Origin of the sequence: Mycobacterium vicinigordonae, from assembly GCF_013466425.1 — a bacterium.
Classification (GTDB): Bacteria; Actinomycetota; Actinomycetes; order Mycobacteriales; family Mycobacteriaceae; genus Mycobacterium; species Mycobacterium vicinigordonae.
In genome coordinates, this window is sequence record NZ_CP059165.1 from 5,871,446 (window position 1) to 5,888,080 (window position 16,635).

Genomic DNA, 16,635 nt, shown 5'->3' on the forward strand with positions numbered 1-16,635 from the left:
GAGCGTCAGGCGATCGGCACGAACCCCGAGCCCGGCCGGTTCTTGGCGACGATGTCTGCCAGGTCGGCGTTGATCGACATCACCACCGCCGGTGTGTGCAGCGGAATGTACTTGGTGACGCAACTGGGCAGGCTGTCGCTGAAGGCGCCATGGATCATCCCGACGAGCATGTTGTCCACCGTCACCGGCGCCCCGGAGTCACCGGGCCCGCCGCAGACCTGCATCAGGATGCTGCCCGGGTCCTGGCCAGGGCCCCAAGTGACGCCGCACGAGTTACCCGTGGTGCGACCCTGCTTGCAGGCGATCTGACCGGCCGTCGGGTCCGGGCCGATGCCGTTGATGGCGAAGCCGTTCAGGTTGGCCACCGGGGTCACCCTGGCCGGGTCGAACTTAATCACCGCGTAGTCGAGGCTGTCGTTGCCGGCGACCATGGTGCCCACCTGACCCTGGTTCTCGGCGCCCTCGGCGGCGACGGGAGCACCCGGGCCGCCGCAGTGCGCCGAGGTGAATCCAATGAGGTCACCACGATTGTCGTGGCCGATCGCGGTCAGGGTGCACAGCGTGCCGGTGTTGACCACAATGCCCGCGCCGCCTCCCAGCGGCACCTTGTCGTCGGCGTTCGCCGTGCCGGCCGGAGCCAGTAGCAAGCCGAGGAGCATGGCCACAGCGGCCGCGATGGCGGTTTTTCGGCCGCTAGGCGCCTTCGGCAAAGTAATACTCCCGTCGGGTCATCAGAACATTGGAGAAAGATCGGAGGCCAGTGCGCCAGTGTAGAGGATCGCCTTGTGCCCTCCGGCGCCGTTTCGACCGGCCGTCGACGCCAGTTCGCGGGTCGATCGAGCCTCGTTCACGGACGGTTCGGCTGGCCTCGTCCGGGAACAGATCACATGGCAACATAAACCGCGACGCGGCGCGCCGGTGGGGCGCTGGATGAAGGCGTGCAACGGAGAGGACCGTCTGTGAGCAAACCCGATAAGAACGGTGTGCCCAACACGCTGACCACGATTCCCCTGGCCGACCCCCACGCCAGGGCCGGTGAGCCGTCGGTGGGCGACCTGATCAAGGATGCAACCGCGCAGATGTCGACGCTGGTGCGCGCCGAGGTTGAGCTGGCCCGTGCCGAGATCACCCGCGATGTGAAGAAAGGCCTGACCGGCAGCGTCTTCTTCATCTCCGCGCTGGTGATCCTTTTCTACTCCACCTTCTTCCTGTTCTTCTTCCTGGCCGAGCTCCTCGATACCTGGCTCTGGCGCTGGGTGGCGTTCCTGATCGTCTTCGCGATCATGGTCGTGGTCACCGCGGTGCTGGCCCTGCTGGGCTTCCTGAAGGTGCGCCGGATCAGGGGGCCGAGCAAGACCATCGAGTCGGTAAAGGAATTGCCCGCCGCATTCACGCCGGGGCACGACAAAACGCCGGCGGCCGCGGCGATCACCTCCGACAAGACACCCACCGATCCGTCGGGTTGGTAGATGCCGGCTCCAGATCCGTCGATGGTCCGCATCGACGGGCCCTGGCGTCATCTGGATGTGCACGCCAACGGTATCCGCTTCCACGTCGTCGAAGCGGTTCCCGACGGTGTGGACGCCGGTGCGCCGGCGACCGCCCGTCCGCTGGTCATCCTGCTGCATGGGTTCGGCTCGTTCTGGTGGTCCTGGCGCCATCAGTTGCGGGGGTTGAGCGGGGCCCGGGTGGTCGCGGTCGACCTGCGCGGCTACGGCGGCAGCGACAAGCCGCCTCGCGGCTACGACGGCTGGACGCTGGCCGGGGACACCGCCGGACTGATCCGCGCGCTGGGGCATTCGTCGGCGACGCTGATCGGCCATGCCGACGGCGGACTGGCCTGCTGGGCCACCGCGCTGCTGCATTCGCGGCTGGTGCGCGCTATCGCTCTGGTCAGCTCTCCGCACCCGGCCGCGTTGCGCCGGTCCACGCTGACCCGCCGCGATCAGAGCCGCGCATTGCTGCCGACACTGCTGCGCTACCAGGCGCCGCTGTACCCGGAGCGGCTCCTCACCCGGAACAACGGTGCCGAGATCGAACGCCTGGTGCGCAGCCGTAGCAGCGCTAAATGGATTGCATCCGAGGACTTTTCACAATCCGTCGGCTACCTGCGCCGGGCTATCCGGATCCCAGGGGCCGCGCACTGCGCGCTGGAGTATCAGCGCTGGGCGGTGCGCAGCCAGTTGCGCAGTGAGGGCCACCGGTTCATCAAGTCGACGGAGGCGCCGCTCGGTGTGCCGCTACTGCACATTCGCGGCGACCTCGACCCTTATGTGCGGGCCGCGCCGGTCGAACGGACCCAGCGCTACGCTCCGCACGGCCGGTACATATCTGTGGCCGGCGCAGGGCATTTCAGTCACGAGGAGGCGCCGCAGGAGATCAACCGGCACCTGGTGCGGTTCCTGGAGCAGCAGCGGGTCAGGTGACGCAGGCCCCGGTGTTGACCTGCTGGGTGGCGCCCACCTTGGCCAGCTGACTGTTCACTTCCTCCGCGGTCAACACGAAGCCGGTGTCGGCGTCATCGACGGCGGCGCCGAACACCACACCGAGCACACGACCGTTGAGGTCGATCAGCGGTCCACCTGAATCACCTTGCTCCACATCGGCTCTGATGGTGTAGACGTCGCGGGTCACCTGTTGTGGGCTGTGGTAGATGTCGGGTCCGCTGAGCTTGATGATCTCCCGGATGCGGGCCGGAGTGGCGGTGAAGTTGCCACCGCCCGGGTAACCGAGGACCACCACGTCGGTGCCGGTCTTGGCCGGGTTCACCGCGAATTCCAGAGGGGCCGACGGTAGCCCCGGCGCGCTGAGGATCGCGATGTCCACCTGCGGGTCGTAGGACACGACCGTGGCGTTGAAGTCCTTTCCACCGACCTGCAGCGAGACGCTGTTCGATCCTGCCACCACGTGCGCGTTCGTCATCACCCGTTCCGGGGCGATCACGAACCCGGTGCCCTCCAGAATTTTCTGGCAGCTGGGCGCCAGGCTGCGGATCTTGACGACACTGGGCGCGACGGTGGCGACCACCGGGTTGTTGGCCAGCGCCGGATCCGGTGAGGCGACCGGGATGATAGGGGTCCGGCTGAACGGCGGCAGAACCGCCGGCAGGCCGGAGATGTTGAGCAGCGCCGAAAGCCGCTTGGGCACGGTCTTCAACCAGGTCGGGGCCACCTCGTTGACCTCGGCGAGCACCCGGGAACCCCGCACGGCGGCCGCCAGCTCCGGTTGATCTTTGGACTGAGTCAGCGGTGTCGCCAACAGCCAGGCCGCGGTCAGCACCACCACCAGCTGCAGCCCCACCCCGATCACCGAATCGACCAGACGCACCGGCCGGTTGCGGATCGCGCCGCGCACGGCGCGCCCCAGCACCACGCCGGCGACTTCACCGACCACCACCAGGGCCAGGATCACGAACAGGGCGGCAAACAGTTTCGCGCGCGGCGCGGAGATGTGGCCGACCAGATGCGGCACCAGCAACACCCCGGCCATGCCGCCCAGCACCACCCCAGCGAACGACAGCATGGAACCCAGTGCACCGGAACGCCATCCGGAGATCGCGGCAATGAACGCCACCGCCAGGACAGCGATATCCAGCCACTGCGACGGAGTCATCGTATTCATCGGGAGTCACCCACCAGCACCATGGCGTCGTCCAACTCGCGAAGGTCGTCGGTGTCCCAGGGCTTGGACCACCCCGCGACGTCTAGAACCGCGGAGATCACCTGGCCAGTGAAGCCCCACACCAGCATTTGGTTCAGCAGAAACGCCGGTCCGGCCCAGCGCTTGCCCAACGTGCCGCGGTACACCATTAGCCGATTCTCCGGGTTGATGAACGCCCGCACCGGGACCCGCGCCACGATCGCCGTCTCGGCGTTGTTGACGACGGTGACTGGTCCGGGATCGGTCGAATAGGCGAGTACCGGGACGACGTGAAAGTTGGACGGCGCGATGAACGTCCGTTCCATGGTGGCCAGGGCATGCAGCCTGCTGACGTCAATCCCGGTCTCCTCCCGCGCTTCTCGCAGCGCGGTCGCGACGGGACCCTCGTCGCCGGGATCGGAAGCGCCGCCCGGGAAGGCGGCCTGCCCGGCGTGGTGACGCAGCGTGGCGGCCCGCACGGTGAGCAACAGGTCGGCGTCGTCGGGCACCCCGCCCTCGGCGGGTGCATCCGGCGGCCCGGAGAACAAGACCAGTACCGCGGCGTCGCGGCCTGTGCGGCGCACCGACGAAACCGATCTTGCCGCGGTCACCATGGCGAGGACATCGGCCGGCAGGCGCCGCCGGTATGCGTCGGGAATCTGATCGATGTTGTCGACGAGCGGCCGCAGCCACGGCGGGCCCACGTCCGGAGTCAGGGGAATCGCTGCGGTCACCGGCGCCTCCCTCCTACCCCGCGCCTTCTCCTACCGCGGCCGCGATCTCGTCTGCGCTGCCGAAAGCCCGCGGCAGGGTTTTCGCAACGCTACCGTCTGGCCGCAGCACGACCGTCGCGGGCATCACGTTAACCATTCGCAACGCTGATGCCACCCTGCGCCGACCGTCCTGCAACGTCGGTAACCGAACGCCAAGCTCGGCCAACCGCAGCAAAGCGGCCGTCTCGTTCTCGTCCTGGTGCACCGTCAGCACCAACACGTCGTCACCCGACCGACGCTGATACTCGGCCATGGCGGGTAGTTCGGCTGTGCACGGCGCGCACCAGTATGCCCAGAGGTTGACCACCACGCGGCGTCCGGCCAACGCTTTCGCCACGTCGACCGGGGTGCCATCGGCCGCGCATTCCACTACTACTCCGCGCAGTGCGGGCGGCCCGTCACCGGTGCCGGCGGCCGGACAGGCCGGCAGGCCGGCGCGCTGGCGGGGGCCGGCCAGCGCCGCCGGGGTGTCAGCGTCACGGTGCTCACGCTGAGCGGGGGGCTGGATTCCGGTGCGTCCCGCGGACGGCGCAGCGTCGTCTCGTAGTTGGGCCACCAGCGCCAGCACCATCGCGGCGGCCACCGCCAGGATCGCGATGGTCCAGCGCAATCTCGGCGTCAAAGCCCGGCCATGGCCAGCAGGTGGTCAGTTTCCGGGCCGTTGACCAGGGGCGCGGCCAGCAATGGTTCGGTGGGTCCAAGCCCGAAAGACGGGCAGTCCTTGGCCAGCACGCAAACCCCGCAGGCCGGCTTGCGGGCGTGGCAGACGCGGCGGCCGTGGAAGATCACGCGGTGGCTGAGCAGTGTCCATTCCTTGCGCTCGATCAGTTCGCCGACGGCGTGCTCGACCTTGACCGGATCCTCTTCCGCGGTCCACCGCCACCGTCGCACGAGTCTGCCGAAGTGAGTGTCCACGGTGATGCCAGGAATATCGAACGCGTTGCCCAGGATCACGTTGGCGGTCTTGCGGCCGACGCCGGGAAGCGTCACTAGTTCCACCATGGTTTTGGGGACCTCGCCGTCGAACCGCTCGACGAGGGCTTGACCCAACCCGATGAGCGACGACGCCTTGTTGCGGTAGAACCCGGTGGGACGAATCAGGGCCTCGAGTTCTTCGCGATCGGCCTGCGCATAATCCAATGCGGTCCGGTAGCGGGCGAACAATGCCGGCGTCGTCAGATTGACCCGTTTGTCGGTGCTTTGCGCAGACAGAATGGTCGCCACTGCCAGTTCCAGCGGGGTGGTGAAGTCCAACTCGCAGTAGACAACCGGAAAGGCTTGCGCCAGTGTGCGATTCATACGTCGCGCGCGGCGCACCAAACCGGCGTGGGTCTCGGTCGCGAAGCGCTTGGCGAGCACCGGAGCGAGTGGGGCGGGCTTGGATTTCCCACGCCTGGAAGATTTCGCCGCTGTCACCTACGACAGAGTACTGATTTCGTAATCTCGCTGAGACCTTCGCAGTGTTTACTCTCCTTGTGTTGTGGTTGCTGGTGGCCTGCATTCCGGGGTTGCTGATGCTCGCGACGCTCGGGCTCGGGCGGCTGGAGCAGATGCTTGCCCGCGACACCGTGACAGCCACCGACGTCGCCGAATTTCTGGACCAGGCCGAGGCCGTTGACATGCACACGCTGGCCCGGGAGGGTATGCCGGAGGCGCTGGAGTACCTGCATCGCCGCCAGGCGCTGGGCTTGTTGGCGGCCCCGGAGCCCAAGCAACTGACCGGGCGTCATCACGCCGAGACATTATTTGCCGTCGACTTCGTCGCGCGAATCGACTCGGGTCTGCCCGCCCGCCACGCCGCGGGCTTCGACACCCGCTACCGGAGCAACACGCACGTTACGGTGACTCGACACGTTAATCGTGTGTAGCGTTGGCAGGTCGCGCCGTTTGGCCTACCTTTAGACTCGTGTCGGCCGTCACAGTTTGGCCTGCCCATATCAACTTGGTTAGAACCTGAAGAGGCAAGAAGAGGCAACGTGGACGAGATCCTGGCAAGGGCAGGAATCTTCCAAGGGGTTGAACCCAACGCAGTCGCTGCGTTGACCAAGCAGCTGCAGCCCGTTGATTTCCCCCGCGGACACACGGTTTTCGCTGAAGGCGAGCCGGGTGATCGGCTCTACATCATCGTCGCCGGCAAGGTGAAGATCGGTCGCCGATCACCAGACGGCCGCGAGAACCTGCTCACCATCATGGGCCCGTCGGACATGTTCGGTGAACTGTCCATCTTCGACCCGGGTCCCCGAACGTCCAGCGCGACGACGATCACCGAGGTCCGCGCGGTGTCTATGGACCGCGACGCACTGCGGGCCTGGATCGCCGACCGCCCCGAGATCGCCGAGCAGCTGTTGCGTGTGTTGGCGCGCCGATTGCGCCGCACCAACAACAACCTGGCCGACCTGATCTTCACCGACGTTCCGGGCCGGGTCGCCAAGCAGCTGCTTCAGCTTGCTCAGCGGTTCGGCACCCAGGAGGGTGGCGCGATGCGGGTCACCCACGATCTCACCCAGGAGGAGATCGCCCAGCTCGTGGGTGCCTCGCGGGAAACGGTGAACAAGGCGCTGGCTGACTTCGCACACCGTGGCTGGATTCGACTGGAGGGCAAGAGCGTGCTCATCTCCGACTCTGAGCGCTTAGCCCGCCGAGCGAGGTAAGACCGCGCGGAGCGCGGGCGCGACCGAGCGAGAATCAGACCCCGAGCGAGGTAAGACCGCGCGGAGCGCGGGCGCGACCGAGCGAGGTAAGCGCGGGCGTTCAGGCACGTAAGTGGTTCAGTTGCACCTCGACCGACCACTCGGCGGCGTCCCATAGCTTCTCGTCGACGTCGGTGTAGACGTGCTCGACCACCTGCCGGGCGCTGGCTTCCTCGCCGAGCTCCCGCAGCGCCGCGCGTACCTGATCCAGCCGCTGCTGGCGGTGCACTAGATATTCCTCGGTGATGGCATCCAGATCCGGCAGCTCTGGTCCGTGCCCGGGCAATACCGCGCGGCCGCCCAACCCTCGTAGCCGTTGCAGCGAGTCTAGATACGCGGTCAGATTGCCGTCTTCTTTGTCCATCACCGTCGTGCCGCGGCCCAGCACCGTGTCTGCGGTCAACACCGCATCCTCCAGCACGAATGACAACGAGTCCGCGGTGTGGCCTGGGGTGGCCATCACCTTGATCTTCAAGCCGGCGGCGTCGATCACCTCGCCGTCGGTCAGATGACCCCCGAGGCCGCGCAGGAATCCGCTGCCCGCCGAGCGCACTGTCGCCCCGGTCAACTCGACCAGCTTGTCGATGCCGTCGGTGTGGTCGAGGTGGCGGTGACTGATCAGCACCAGGGTGATCCGGCCGAGTGCGGCGACCCGGGCAATGTGCTCGTCGTCGTCGGGCCCGGGATCGACGATCACCAGCTCGTCGCTGCGCGAGCCGCGCAGCACCCAGGTGTTGGTGCCGTCCAACGTCATCAGCCCGGGGTTGTCACACAGCAGCACCGAGGCGGTCTCGGTGACCGCCCGCAACTGACCGTAGGCAGGATGGGTGAGCGCTGTCGTCTCAGGCATCGGTCGCTAACTGACCTCCACGACTAGCTCCACCTCCACCGGCGCGTCCAGCGGCAGTTCAGCCACGCCGACCGCGGAGCGCGCGTGCTTGCCGGCGTCGCCGAAGACTTCGGCGAACAATTCGGAGGCCCCGTTGACCACGCCCGGCTGACCGTGGAATCCCGGTGCGGAGGCGACGAATCCGACCACCTTGACCACCTGGGTCACCGAGTCCAGACCGACCAGCGAATCCACCGCCGCCAGCGCGTTGAGTGCGCAGGCACGGGCTAGCGTCTTGCCGACATCGGGGGCAACCTCGGCGCCGACCTTGCCGGTGCCGGCCAGCTTTCCTTCGACGAACGGCAATTGGCCCGCGGTGTAGACGAGGTTGCCGGTGCGCACCGCCGGAACATAGGCCGCCAGCGGTGCGACTACCTGCGGAAGCTCGAGGCCAAGTTCTTGCAGTCGGGCTTTGGCGCTCACTTGGGGCGCTTGAGATAGGCGACGTGCTGCTCGCCGGTGGGGCCGGGTAGCACCGACACCAGCTCCCAGCCGTCGGCGCCCCACTGATCGAGGATCTGCTTGGTGGCGTGGGTGAGTAGCGGAACCGTGGCATATTCCCATGCGGTGGGTTGGGTCATGCCGCGAGCTTATCGGCCAAACCAGTAGGGCTAGCATGCGATGGTGGCAAACACATCGAGTGGCGGCAGCACCGTCGGATGGCCGTCGCGCCTGTCGAAGGCTCGCCTGCACTTCGTGACGGGCAAAGGCGGCACCGGGAAGTCGACGATCGCGGCAGCCCTCGCTCTGACCCTGGCCGCGGGCGGCCGCAAAGTCTTGCTGGTCGAAGTTGAAGGGCGCCAAGGGATTGCGCAACTGTTCGACGTGCCGCCACTGCCCTACCAGGAAGTCAAGATCGCCACGGCCGAACGCGGCGGCCAAGTCAACGCGCTGGCGATCGAGCTCGAGGCGGCGTTCCTGGAGTACCTCGACATGTTCTACAACCTGGGCCTCGCCGGCCGTGCGATGCGCCGGATCGGTGCCATCGAGTTCGCAACGACGATCGCTCCCGGACTGCGCGACGTGCTACTCACCGGCAAGATCAAGGAGACGGTGATCCGCCTCGACAAGAACAAGCGGCCGCTCTATGACGCGATCGTCGTCGACGCGCCACCCACTGGTCGCATCGCCCGGTTTCTGGATGTCACCAAGGCGGTTTCAGACCTGGCCAAGGGTGGCCCGGTGCATTCGCAAGCCGAGGGCGTGGTCAGGTTGCTGCACTCCGACCAGACCGCCATCCACCTGGTGACGCTGCTGGAAGCGTTGCCGGTGCAGGAAACACTGGAAGCTATCGAGGAACTCGCCGAGATGCAGCTGCCGATCGGCAGCGTGATCGTGAACCGCAATATCCCGCCATTCCTGGACGCCGGCGACCTGGCGAAGGCCGCCGAGGGTGTCGTTGACGTGGACTCGGTACGGACCGGCCTGGCGGCGGCCGGCATCAAGCTCGAGGACGAAGATTTCGCCGGACTGTTGACCGAGACGATCGAACACGCGACCCGCATCGCTGCCCGCTCCGAGACCGCGCAGCAGCTCGATGCGTTGCACGTGCCGCGGCTAGAGTTGCCAACCATCGCCGACGGTGTCGACCTAGGTAGCCTGTACGAACTTTCGGAAGTGCTTGCACAGCAAGGGGTTCGATAAATATGACGCACCCACACAAGCCTGAAACCCTTGATATGGCGGCAATCCTGGCCGATACGTCCAATCGCGTCGTGGTGTGCTGTGGCGCTGGCGGAGTGGGTAAGACCACCACGGCAGCGGCAATCGCGCTGCGGGCGGCCGAATATGGGCGCACCGTAGTAGTTTTGACCATCGACCCGGCTAAGCGGCTCGCACAAGCGTTGGGCGTCAACGACCTTGGGAATACACCGCAACGGGTGCCGCTGGCTCCGGAGGTGCCCGGCGAACTGCACGCGATGATGCTCGACATGCGTCGCACGTTCGACGAAATGGTGGTCCAGTATTCGGGATCCGATCGGGCCCAATCGATTCTGGACAATCAGTTCTATCAGACCGTCGCCACGTCGCTGGCCGGTACGCAAGAGTATATGGCCATGGAGAAGCTGGGGCAGCTGCTGGCGCAGGACCGGTGGGACCTGGTGGTGGTGGATACGCCGCCGTCGCGTAACGCACTGGACTTCCTGGACGCACCCAAACGGCTGGGCAGCTTCATGGACAGCCGCCTGTGGCGCCTGCTGCTCGCACCGGGCCGGGGTATTGGCCGCCTGGTGACCGGAGCGATGGGGCTGGCGATGAAGGCGATTTCGACGATTCTGGGTTCGCAGATGCTCGCCGACGCCGCCGCGTTCGTGCAGTCTCTGGATGCCACCTTTGGTGGTTTCCGTGAAAAGGCCGAGCGCACCTACTCGTTGCTGAAGCGGCGCGGGACGCAGTTCGTGGTGGTGTCGGCCGCCGAGCCCGATGCTCTTCGCGAAGCTTCTTTCTTCGTCGATCGGTTGTCCCAGGAGGGGATGCCGCTGGCGGGGCTGGTGCTCAACCGCACCCACCCGACGCTGTGCTCGCTGCCGGTCGAACGGGCGATCGACGCTGCCGAGAACTTGGAGTCCGATAAGTCGGAGGCGGCCGCGCTGGCGGCCGCGGTGCTGAAGATCCATGCCGACCGCGCGCAGACCGCTAAGCGGGAGATACGGCTGCTGTCCCGGTTCACCGGCGCAAACCCGCACGTTCCGGTTATCGGAGTGCCGTCACTCCCGTTCGACGTCTCAGATCTGGAGGCGTTGCGCGCGCTGGCGGACCAGATCACGGCGGTGGGTTGACGGTCTCGTTGGGCAATTGATCGTCGCACCAGTGCCCGATAGTGCCTTTCACCTGCGGTGATGGGTGGGAGCAGCGCCGTTATTTGACGCTGATGCAATCGTAACGGCCCCCGATAGGGTGGGAAAGATGTCGCTTTTTGCGCCCTGACCTGCACGAATACCCGTCGGCCTTTAATTTGGCCAGCTATCGTGTAACAGAAATGTAATGACGTAACCCGGCCGGGAGCTACCATCTTCACGCACCGGGGACGGGGTTTGCGATCCTGAGTTGAATACAACCCAACCTGATCCCGCGTCCGTTGCCGACTTCCCGCGTTACAACCACCGCACGGTTTGTCGCGACGCGCAGAGCTGCAATGATGCCGTCCACGAAGCTGTTATTTGACGACGGTTCAACGGCGAGCAAAAACGCCGGCCCGGGTAGCACTCCAACAAACCCCTATTGAACTGCTAAAACAGCGCAATCCAGGGTTGGCATCGGGCACTGCTGTAATAAAAAAGAAATGACGAGCACCGCCGAACCCGGCGTGCTGACCCTCGCCTCAGATGATGTTGCGGCGCTTGCGCTTGTCGAAGTAATCCGACCACGAGACCACCTCGGGGTGCTGCTTGAGCAGCGCCCGGCGCTGGCGCTCGGTCATGCCACCCCAAACACCGAATTCGACCTTGTTGTCCAGGGCGTCGGCCCCGCATTCCTGCATTACCGGGCAGTGCCGGCAGATCACCGCGGCCTTACGCTGGGCGGCTCCCCGCACGAAGAGTTCGTCGGGATCGGTTGCCCGGCATAGCGCCTGCGAAACCCAGGCGATGCGGTCGTCCGCCTCCACGCTGCGTAACAGGTTGCCGGTGGACGTGAGGTTCGTCTTGCGTGCGCCCGGGCTTGTTCCTGACACGAGCTGATCCCTTTCCTTTCGGCCGCCGCTGACGGCCGCCCTCCTCGGGTACCAGCCGAGGTGCGGTCTGGGACACATTGCGCACATCGGTGTTACCTGAATCTCACTGCGTATATAAGTTAGGTGGTCAGGCCGCAATTGCGCAACAGTACGATAACGCTTTTTCTGGGACGGTCGTCCCGTCTTCGATTCGGGCGGTCGGCCCCGCTCTTCCGGCCTGTCACTTTTTGTGGCTCTGACCTGTGATGTCGGTGCGGGCCCCGACCCCCGCCCCCTGGCAAACCTGTTCAACACCTGCTCAAGAATTTTTTCCTGCTGCGCGGCGCGGGAGCGTGAAGGAGGGCCGCTACTGTAGTACGCATGTCCGAGCGCCCCCCGGTCGCGCTCACCCTGGCGAAGCTCGCGGGGTGTTGTCTGCTGGCCAGCGTTGTTGCCACCGCGCTGATGTTTCCGTTCGCCGGTGGCGTCGGGTTGATGTCCAACCGCGCCTCGGAGGTCGTCGCCAATGGCTCGGCCCAGCTTCTCGAAGGTCAGGTCCCGGCTGTGTCGACGATGGTCGACGCCAAGGGCAATGTCATCGCCTGGCTGTACTCGCAGCGCCGCTTCGAAGTGCCGTCGGACAAGATTGCCAACACCATGAAGTTGGCGATCGTATCCATCGAGGACAAGCGGTTCGCCGACCACAACGGAGTGGACTGGAAAGGTACCCTGACCGGCCTTGCGGGCTATGCGTCCGGCGATTCGGGGACGCGCGGCGGTTCGACCATCGAGCAGCAGTACATCAAGAACTACCAACTGCTGGTCACCGCGCAGACCGACGCGGAGAAGCGTGCGGCCGTCGAGACCACGCCGGCGCGCAAGCTGCGCGAGATCCGAATGGCGCTGACGCTGGACAAGACCTTCACCAAGCCCGAAATCCTGACCCGCTACCTCAACCTGGTGTCATTCGGCAACAACTCGTTTGGGATTCAGGATGCCGCGCAGACCTACTTCGGCGTCAACGCGATCGACTTGAACTGGCAGCAGGCCGCACTGCTAGCCGGCATGGTGCAGTCGACCAGCACGCTGAACCCGTACACCAACCCCGAAGGCGCGCTGGCCAGGCGCAACCTGGTGCTGGACACCATGATCGAGAACATCCCCGATCAGGCCGACGCGCTGCGGGCGGCCAAGGTGCAACCGCTCGGCGTGCTGCCGCAGCCCAACGAGTTGCCCCGGGGTTGCATCGCCGCCGGCGATCGCGCGTTCTTCTGCGACTACGTCCAGGAGTACCTGTCCCGCGCCGGTATTAGTAAGGAGCAGGTGGCCAGGGGCGGCTATCTGATCCGGACCTCGCTGGATCCTGATGTGCAGATTCCGGTGAAGTCGGCGATCGACAAGTTCGCGCCCCCGACGCTAAGCGGCATCTCGAGCGTGATGAGCGTGATCCTGCCGGGTAAGACGTCCCACAAAGTGGTAGCGATGGCCAGCAACCGCAAGTACGGGCTGGACACCGAGGCCGGCGAGACCATGCGTCCGCAGCCGTTCTCACTGGTCGGCGACGGCGCCGGGTCGATCTTCAAGTTATTCACCACCGCAGCGGCGATGGATATGGGGATGGGAATCAACACCAACCTCGAAGTGCCGCCTCGGTTCCAGGCCAAGGGGCTGGGCAGCGGTGGCGCCAAGGGATGTCCCAAGGACACGTGGTGTGTGGTCAACGCCGGCAACTACCGCGGCTCGATGAACGTGACCGACGCGCTGGCGACCTCCCCCAACACCGCGTTCGCCAAGCTGATATCGCAGATCGGCGTGTCACCTGCGGTCGATATGGCGATCAAACTCGGCCTGCGTTCCTACGCCAACCCCGGCACGGCGCGCGACTACAACCCCGACAGCAACGAGAGCCTTGCCGACTTCGTCAAGCGCCAGAACATCGGTTCGTTCACCCTGGGCCCCATCGAGGTCAACGCGCTGGAGCTGTCCAACGTGGCGGCAACGCTGGCCTCCGGCGGCACGTGGTGCCCGCCCAACCCGATCGACAAACTGATCGACCGCAACGGCAATGAGGTGGCCGTCACCACCGAGACCTGCGAACAGGTGGTGCCCGAGGGGCTGGCCAACACCCTGGCCAACGCGATGAGCAAGGACGCGGTGGGCGGCGGCACCGCGGCCGGTTCTGCCAGTGCCGCCGGCTGGAATCTGCCCGTATCCGGCAAGACGGGCACCACCGAGGCGCACCGCTCGTCGGGCTTCGTGGGATTCACCAACCGCTACGCGGCCGCCAACTACATCTACGACGACTCGCCGTCACCGACCGACCTGTGCTCGGCGCCGCTGCGTCACTGCGGCAGCGGCGACCTGTACGGCGGTAACGAGCCGGCACGAACCTGGTTCACGGCGCTGCAGCCGATCGCGAACAACTTCGGCGAGGTCCATCTGCCGCCCACCGATCCGCGCTACGTGGAGGGCTCACCCGCCGGCCGGGTGCCCAGCGTGGCCGGGCTCGACCTCGAGCAGGCACGTCAGCGACTGAGAGACGCCGGGTTCCGGGTCGCCGACCAGCCGAACTCGGTCAACAGCAGCGCCAAGTACGGCGAAGTCGTCGGTACCTCGCCCAGCGGCCAGACGATTCCCGGTTCGATCATCACAATCCAGATCAGCAACGGAATCCCGCCGCCACCGCCTCCGCCGCCGGAGGGGCTACCGCCGGAGGTGGTCGGATCGCAGGTCGTGGAGATACCTGGCCTGCCGCCCATCACCATCCCGCTCTTGGCACCCCCGCCGCCAGCGCCGCCGCCTCCGTAATCCCTGATCGGGGCAAGAAGTGCGCGTCGATACGGCGACCGGCAGTATTCTGCCTGCATGGCTGATGTACTGCCCGTCCTATTACGCACCGGTGCCGCACTGGCCGGCTCGGCAGTCGCCGGGATCGGTTACGCCTCGCTAGTCGAGCGCAATGCATTCGTGCTGCGCGAGGTGACGATCCCGGTTCTGAGCCCCGGCTCCACACCGCTGCGGGTGCTGCATGTCAGCGACCTGCACATGACGCCCAACCAACGTCGTAAGCAGGCCTGGTTGCGTGAGCTGGCCAGCTGGGAGCCTGACCTGGTGGTCAATACCGGCGACAACCTGGCGCACCCGAAGGCGGTGCCCGCGGTGGTGCAAGCGCTCGGCGACCTGCTGTCTCGGCCTGGTGTGTTTGTCTTCGGCAGCAACGACTACTTCGGCCCGCGGCTGAAGAACCCGGCGAACTATCTGACCAACCCGGACCACCGTGTCAAGGGTGAGCCGCTGCCCTGGCAGGACCTGCGTGCGGCATTCACCGAACGCGGCTGGCTGGACATGACGCACACCCGGCGCGAGTTCGAGGTCGCTGGCTTGCACATCGCCGCCGCCGGCGTCGACGACCCCCACATCGACCGGGACCGCTACGACACCATCGCGGGCCCGGCTAGCCCCGCCGCCAACCTGAAGCTGGGCTTGGTGCACTCCCCCGAGCCGCGGGTGCTGGACCGCTTCGCCTCCGACGGCTACCAGCTGGTGATGGCGGGCCACACCCACGGCGGGCAGCTGTGCGTGCCGTTCTACGGGGCAATCGTGACCAATTGCGGCCTAGACCGCTCCCGCGCCAAGGGTCCGTCGCAATGGGGTGCGAACATGCGGCTGCACGTCTCCGCTGGCATCGGCACGTCACCGTTCGCCCCGGTGCGGTTCTGCTGCCGGCCCGAGGCCACCCTGCTGACGTTGATCGCCACCCCGATGGGTGGCCGGGACGCGACCAGCAACCTGGGGCGCTCCCAGCCCAGCATGTCGGTGCGTTGACCGATCGGGCTCGGGTCGCGGTCCACAACCGGTCCCGAAGCTGGGCCGACAATGCGATCCGGCTGATCGAGGCGGATGCCCGACGCAGCGCTGACACTCATCTGCTGCGCTACCCGCTGCCGTCTGCGTGGGGTCACGACTGCGATGTCGCGTTGTATCTGAAAGACGAAACGACGCATATCACCGGCAGCCTTAAGCACCGGCTGGCCCGTTCGCTGTTTCTCTACGCACTGTGTAACGGATGGGTCGACGAGGGCACGACGGTGGTCGAGGCGTCCTCTGGTTCGACGGCGGTGTCCGAGGCGTATTTCGCAGCGCTGCTGGGTCTGCCGTTCGTCGCCGTGATGCCGGCGGGCACCAGCGCCGCGAAAATCGCGCTGATCGAATCACAGGGTGGCCGTTGCCATTTCGTGGAGCACTCCGGCGAGGTCTACGCCGAAGCCGCGCGGGTCGCCGCGGAGACGGGCGGCCACTACCTGGATCAGTTCACCAACGCCGAGCGGGCCACCGACTGGCGGGGCAACAACAACATCGCCGAATCGATCTATCTGCAGATGCGTGACGAGACGCATCCGATCCCGGCCTGGATCGTGGCGGGCGCCGGCACCGGTGGAACCAGTGCCACGATCGGCCGCTACATCCGCTACCGGCGGCACGCGACGCGACTTTGCGTCGTAGACCCCGAGAACTCGGCCTTCTTCCCCGCCTACGCCGCAGGGCGGTACGACATCGTGACGGGGGTGTCGTCGCGGATCGAGGGCATCGGTCGCCCCCGGGTCGAGCCGTCGTTTCTGCCGTCGGTCGTCGACCGGATGGTCTCGGTGCCCGACGCCGCCTCGATCGCGGCCTCGCGCCACGCCAGCGCCGTTCTGGGCCGCCGGGTTGGGCCGTCGACCGGGACCAACCTCTGGGGAGCGTTCGAACTGCTCGCCGAGATGGTCGCCAACGGGCGCGACGGCTCGGTGGTGACCCTGCTCGCCGACAGCGGCGACCGCTACACCGACACCTATTTCGACGACGAGTGGGTGGCAGCCCAGGGCCTCGATCCCAGCGGTCCGGGCCAGACGCTGGCCGAGTTCGAGCGTTCCGGCCGCTGGGTCTAGCCGCGGCATTCGCGCGCCCAGGCCGACGCGTTTGGCGGTGCACCGGACCGGTGCGATACGCTGT

18 protein-coding genes are annotated in these 16,635 nt (G+C 66.3%); 9 read left to right on the plus strand and 9 right to left on the minus strand.

Annotated elements, in window-relative coordinates:
• Positions 1-5: 5 nt before the first annotated feature.
• Positions 6-659: a S1 family peptidase gene (locus H0P51_RS26320; protein WP_180919239.1), complete on the minus strand. Its 654-nt coding sequence runs from the start codon at positions 657-659 to the stop codon at positions 6-8.
• Positions 660-959: 300 nt separating this feature from the next.
• Here H0P51_RS26320 and H0P51_RS26325 point away from each other — a divergent pair, with 300 nt between their 5' ends.
• Together H0P51_RS26325 and H0P51_RS26330 are read left to right on the plus strand one after the other, a co-directional pair.
• Positions 960-1,469, plus strand: coding sequence for a phage holin family protein (locus H0P51_RS26325; protein ID WP_180915722.1), 510 nt, complete (start codon positions 960-962; stop codon positions 1,467-1,469).
• The gene (locus H0P51_RS26330; RefSeq protein ID WP_180915723.1) at positions 1,470-2,426 is read left to right on the plus strand and encodes an alpha/beta fold hydrolase; all 957 of its coding nucleotides are present in this window, start codon (positions 1,470-1,472) and stop codon (positions 2,424-2,426) included.
• Here the strand turns inward: H0P51_RS26330 and marP are convergent.
• The 4 genes from marP to nth are packed head-to-tail and all read right to left on the minus strand — an operon-like array spanning position 2,419 to position 5,711.
• Positions 2,419-3,612: an acid resistance serine protease MarP gene (marP, locus tag H0P51_RS26335; protein WP_180919240.1), complete on the minus strand. Its 1,194-nt coding sequence runs from the start codon at positions 3,610-3,612 to the stop codon at positions 2,419-2,421. The two genes, H0P51_RS26330 and marP, sit on opposite strands and share 8 nt — an antisense overlap.
• Before the next feature lie 5 nt (positions 3,613-3,617).
• Positions 3,618-4,373: an NUDIX hydrolase gene (locus tag H0P51_RS26340; protein ID WP_180915724.1), complete on the minus strand. Its 756-nt coding sequence runs from the start codon at positions 4,371-4,373 to the stop codon at positions 3,618-3,620.
• A gap of 13 nt (positions 4,374-4,386) precedes the next feature.
• On the minus strand, positions 4,387-4,983 hold the full coding sequence (locus H0P51_RS26345) for a TlpA family protein disulfide reductase (RefSeq protein WP_180919241.1): 597 nt from the start codon (positions 4,981-4,983) through the stop codon (positions 4,387-4,389).
• 47 nt (positions 4,984-5,030) lie between these two features.
• On the minus strand, positions 5,031-5,711 hold the full coding sequence (nth, locus tag H0P51_RS26350) for an endonuclease III (RefSeq protein ID WP_180919242.1): 681 nt from the start codon (positions 5,709-5,711) through the stop codon (positions 5,031-5,033).
• A gap of 161 nt (positions 5,712-5,872) precedes the next feature.
• Here nth and H0P51_RS26355 point away from each other — a divergent pair, with 161 nt between their 5' ends.
• Positions 5,873-6,280 (plus strand): hypothetical protein, encoded by a 408-nt coding sequence (locus H0P51_RS26355; protein ID WP_180915725.1) that lies wholly within the window; start codon positions 5,873-5,875, stop codon positions 6,278-6,280.
• 108 nt (positions 6,281-6,388) lie between these two features.
• Positions 6,389-7,063, plus strand: coding sequence for a cAMP-activated global transcriptional regulator CRP (gene crp, locus H0P51_RS26360; protein ID WP_180915726.1), 675 nt, complete (start codon positions 6,389-6,391; stop codon positions 7,061-7,063).
• A 100-nt stretch (positions 7,064-7,163) separates the two neighbouring features.
• Here the strand turns inward: crp and H0P51_RS26365 are convergent, their stop codons facing one another.
• From H0P51_RS26365 to sp36, 3 genes are read right to left on the minus strand one after another with little or no spacing between them, the layout of a single operon-like run.
• On the minus strand, positions 7,164-7,952 hold the full coding sequence (locus H0P51_RS26365; protein WP_180915727.1) for an MBL fold metallo-hydrolase: 789 nt from the start codon (positions 7,950-7,952) through the stop codon (positions 7,164-7,166).
• A 6-nt stretch (positions 7,953-7,958) separates the two neighbouring features.
• Positions 7,959-8,414 carry a RidA family protein gene (locus H0P51_RS26370; protein ID WP_180915728.1) on the minus strand — a complete coding sequence of 152 codons (456 nt, stop codon included), beginning with the start codon at positions 8,412-8,414 and terminating at the stop codon, positions 7,959-7,961.
• Positions 8,411-8,572 carry a Sp36 family protein gene (gene sp36, locus H0P51_RS26375; protein WP_099539648.1) on the minus strand — a complete coding sequence of 54 codons (162 nt, stop codon included), beginning with the start codon at positions 8,570-8,572 and terminating at the stop codon, positions 8,411-8,413. The genes H0P51_RS26370 and sp36 overlap by 4 nt, the downstream gene beginning before the upstream one ends.
• 40 nt (positions 8,573-8,612) lie before the next feature.
• Between sp36 and bagA the strand changes: the two genes are divergently transcribed.
• Together bagA and bagB are read left to right on the plus strand one after the other, a co-directional pair.
• A complete protein-coding gene (gene bagA / locus H0P51_RS26380; RefSeq protein ID WP_180915729.1) occupies positions 8,613-9,635 on the plus strand; it encodes an ATPase BagA in 1,023 nt (340 codons plus the stop codon).
• A gap of 2 nt (positions 9,636-9,637) precedes the next feature.
• Entirely contained in the window at positions 9,638-10,771 is a 1,134-nt protein-coding gene (bagB, locus tag H0P51_RS26385; RefSeq protein ID WP_425488929.1) for an ATPase BagB, read from the plus strand.
• Positions 10,772-11,313: 542 nt separating this feature from the next.
• Here the strand turns inward: bagB and H0P51_RS26390 are convergent.
• On the minus strand, positions 11,314-11,664 hold the full coding sequence (locus tag H0P51_RS26390; protein ID WP_180915730.1) for a WhiB family transcriptional regulator: 351 nt from the start codon (positions 11,662-11,664) through the stop codon (positions 11,314-11,316).
• A 360-nt stretch (positions 11,665-12,024) separates the two neighbouring features.
• On the opposite strand from H0P51_RS26390, the gene ponA2 reads away from it, so the two are divergent.
• Genes ponA2 through cds1 form a run of 3 tightly spaced genes read left to right on the plus strand, consistent with a single transcriptional unit; the run spans position 12,025 to position 16,571 of the window.
• Positions 12,025-14,451, plus strand: coding sequence for a transglycosylase/D,D-transpeptidase PonA2 (gene ponA2, locus H0P51_RS26395; protein WP_180915731.1), 2,427 nt, complete (start codon positions 12,025-12,027; stop codon positions 14,449-14,451).
• Positions 14,452-14,508: 57 nt separating this feature from the next.
• Complete coding sequence (locus H0P51_RS26400) at positions 14,509-15,468, plus strand: metallophosphoesterase (protein WP_180915732.1); 960 nt, start codon at positions 14,509-14,511, stop codon at positions 15,466-15,468.
• Positions 15,465-16,571, plus strand: a complete 1,107-nt coding sequence (gene cds1 / locus H0P51_RS26405) for an L-cysteine desulfhydrase Cds1 (protein ID WP_180915733.1) — start codon at positions 15,465-15,467, stop codon at positions 16,569-16,571. Before H0P51_RS26400 ends, cds1 begins: the two co-directional genes overlap by 4 nt.
• Positions 16,572-16,635: the final 64 nt, after the last annotated feature.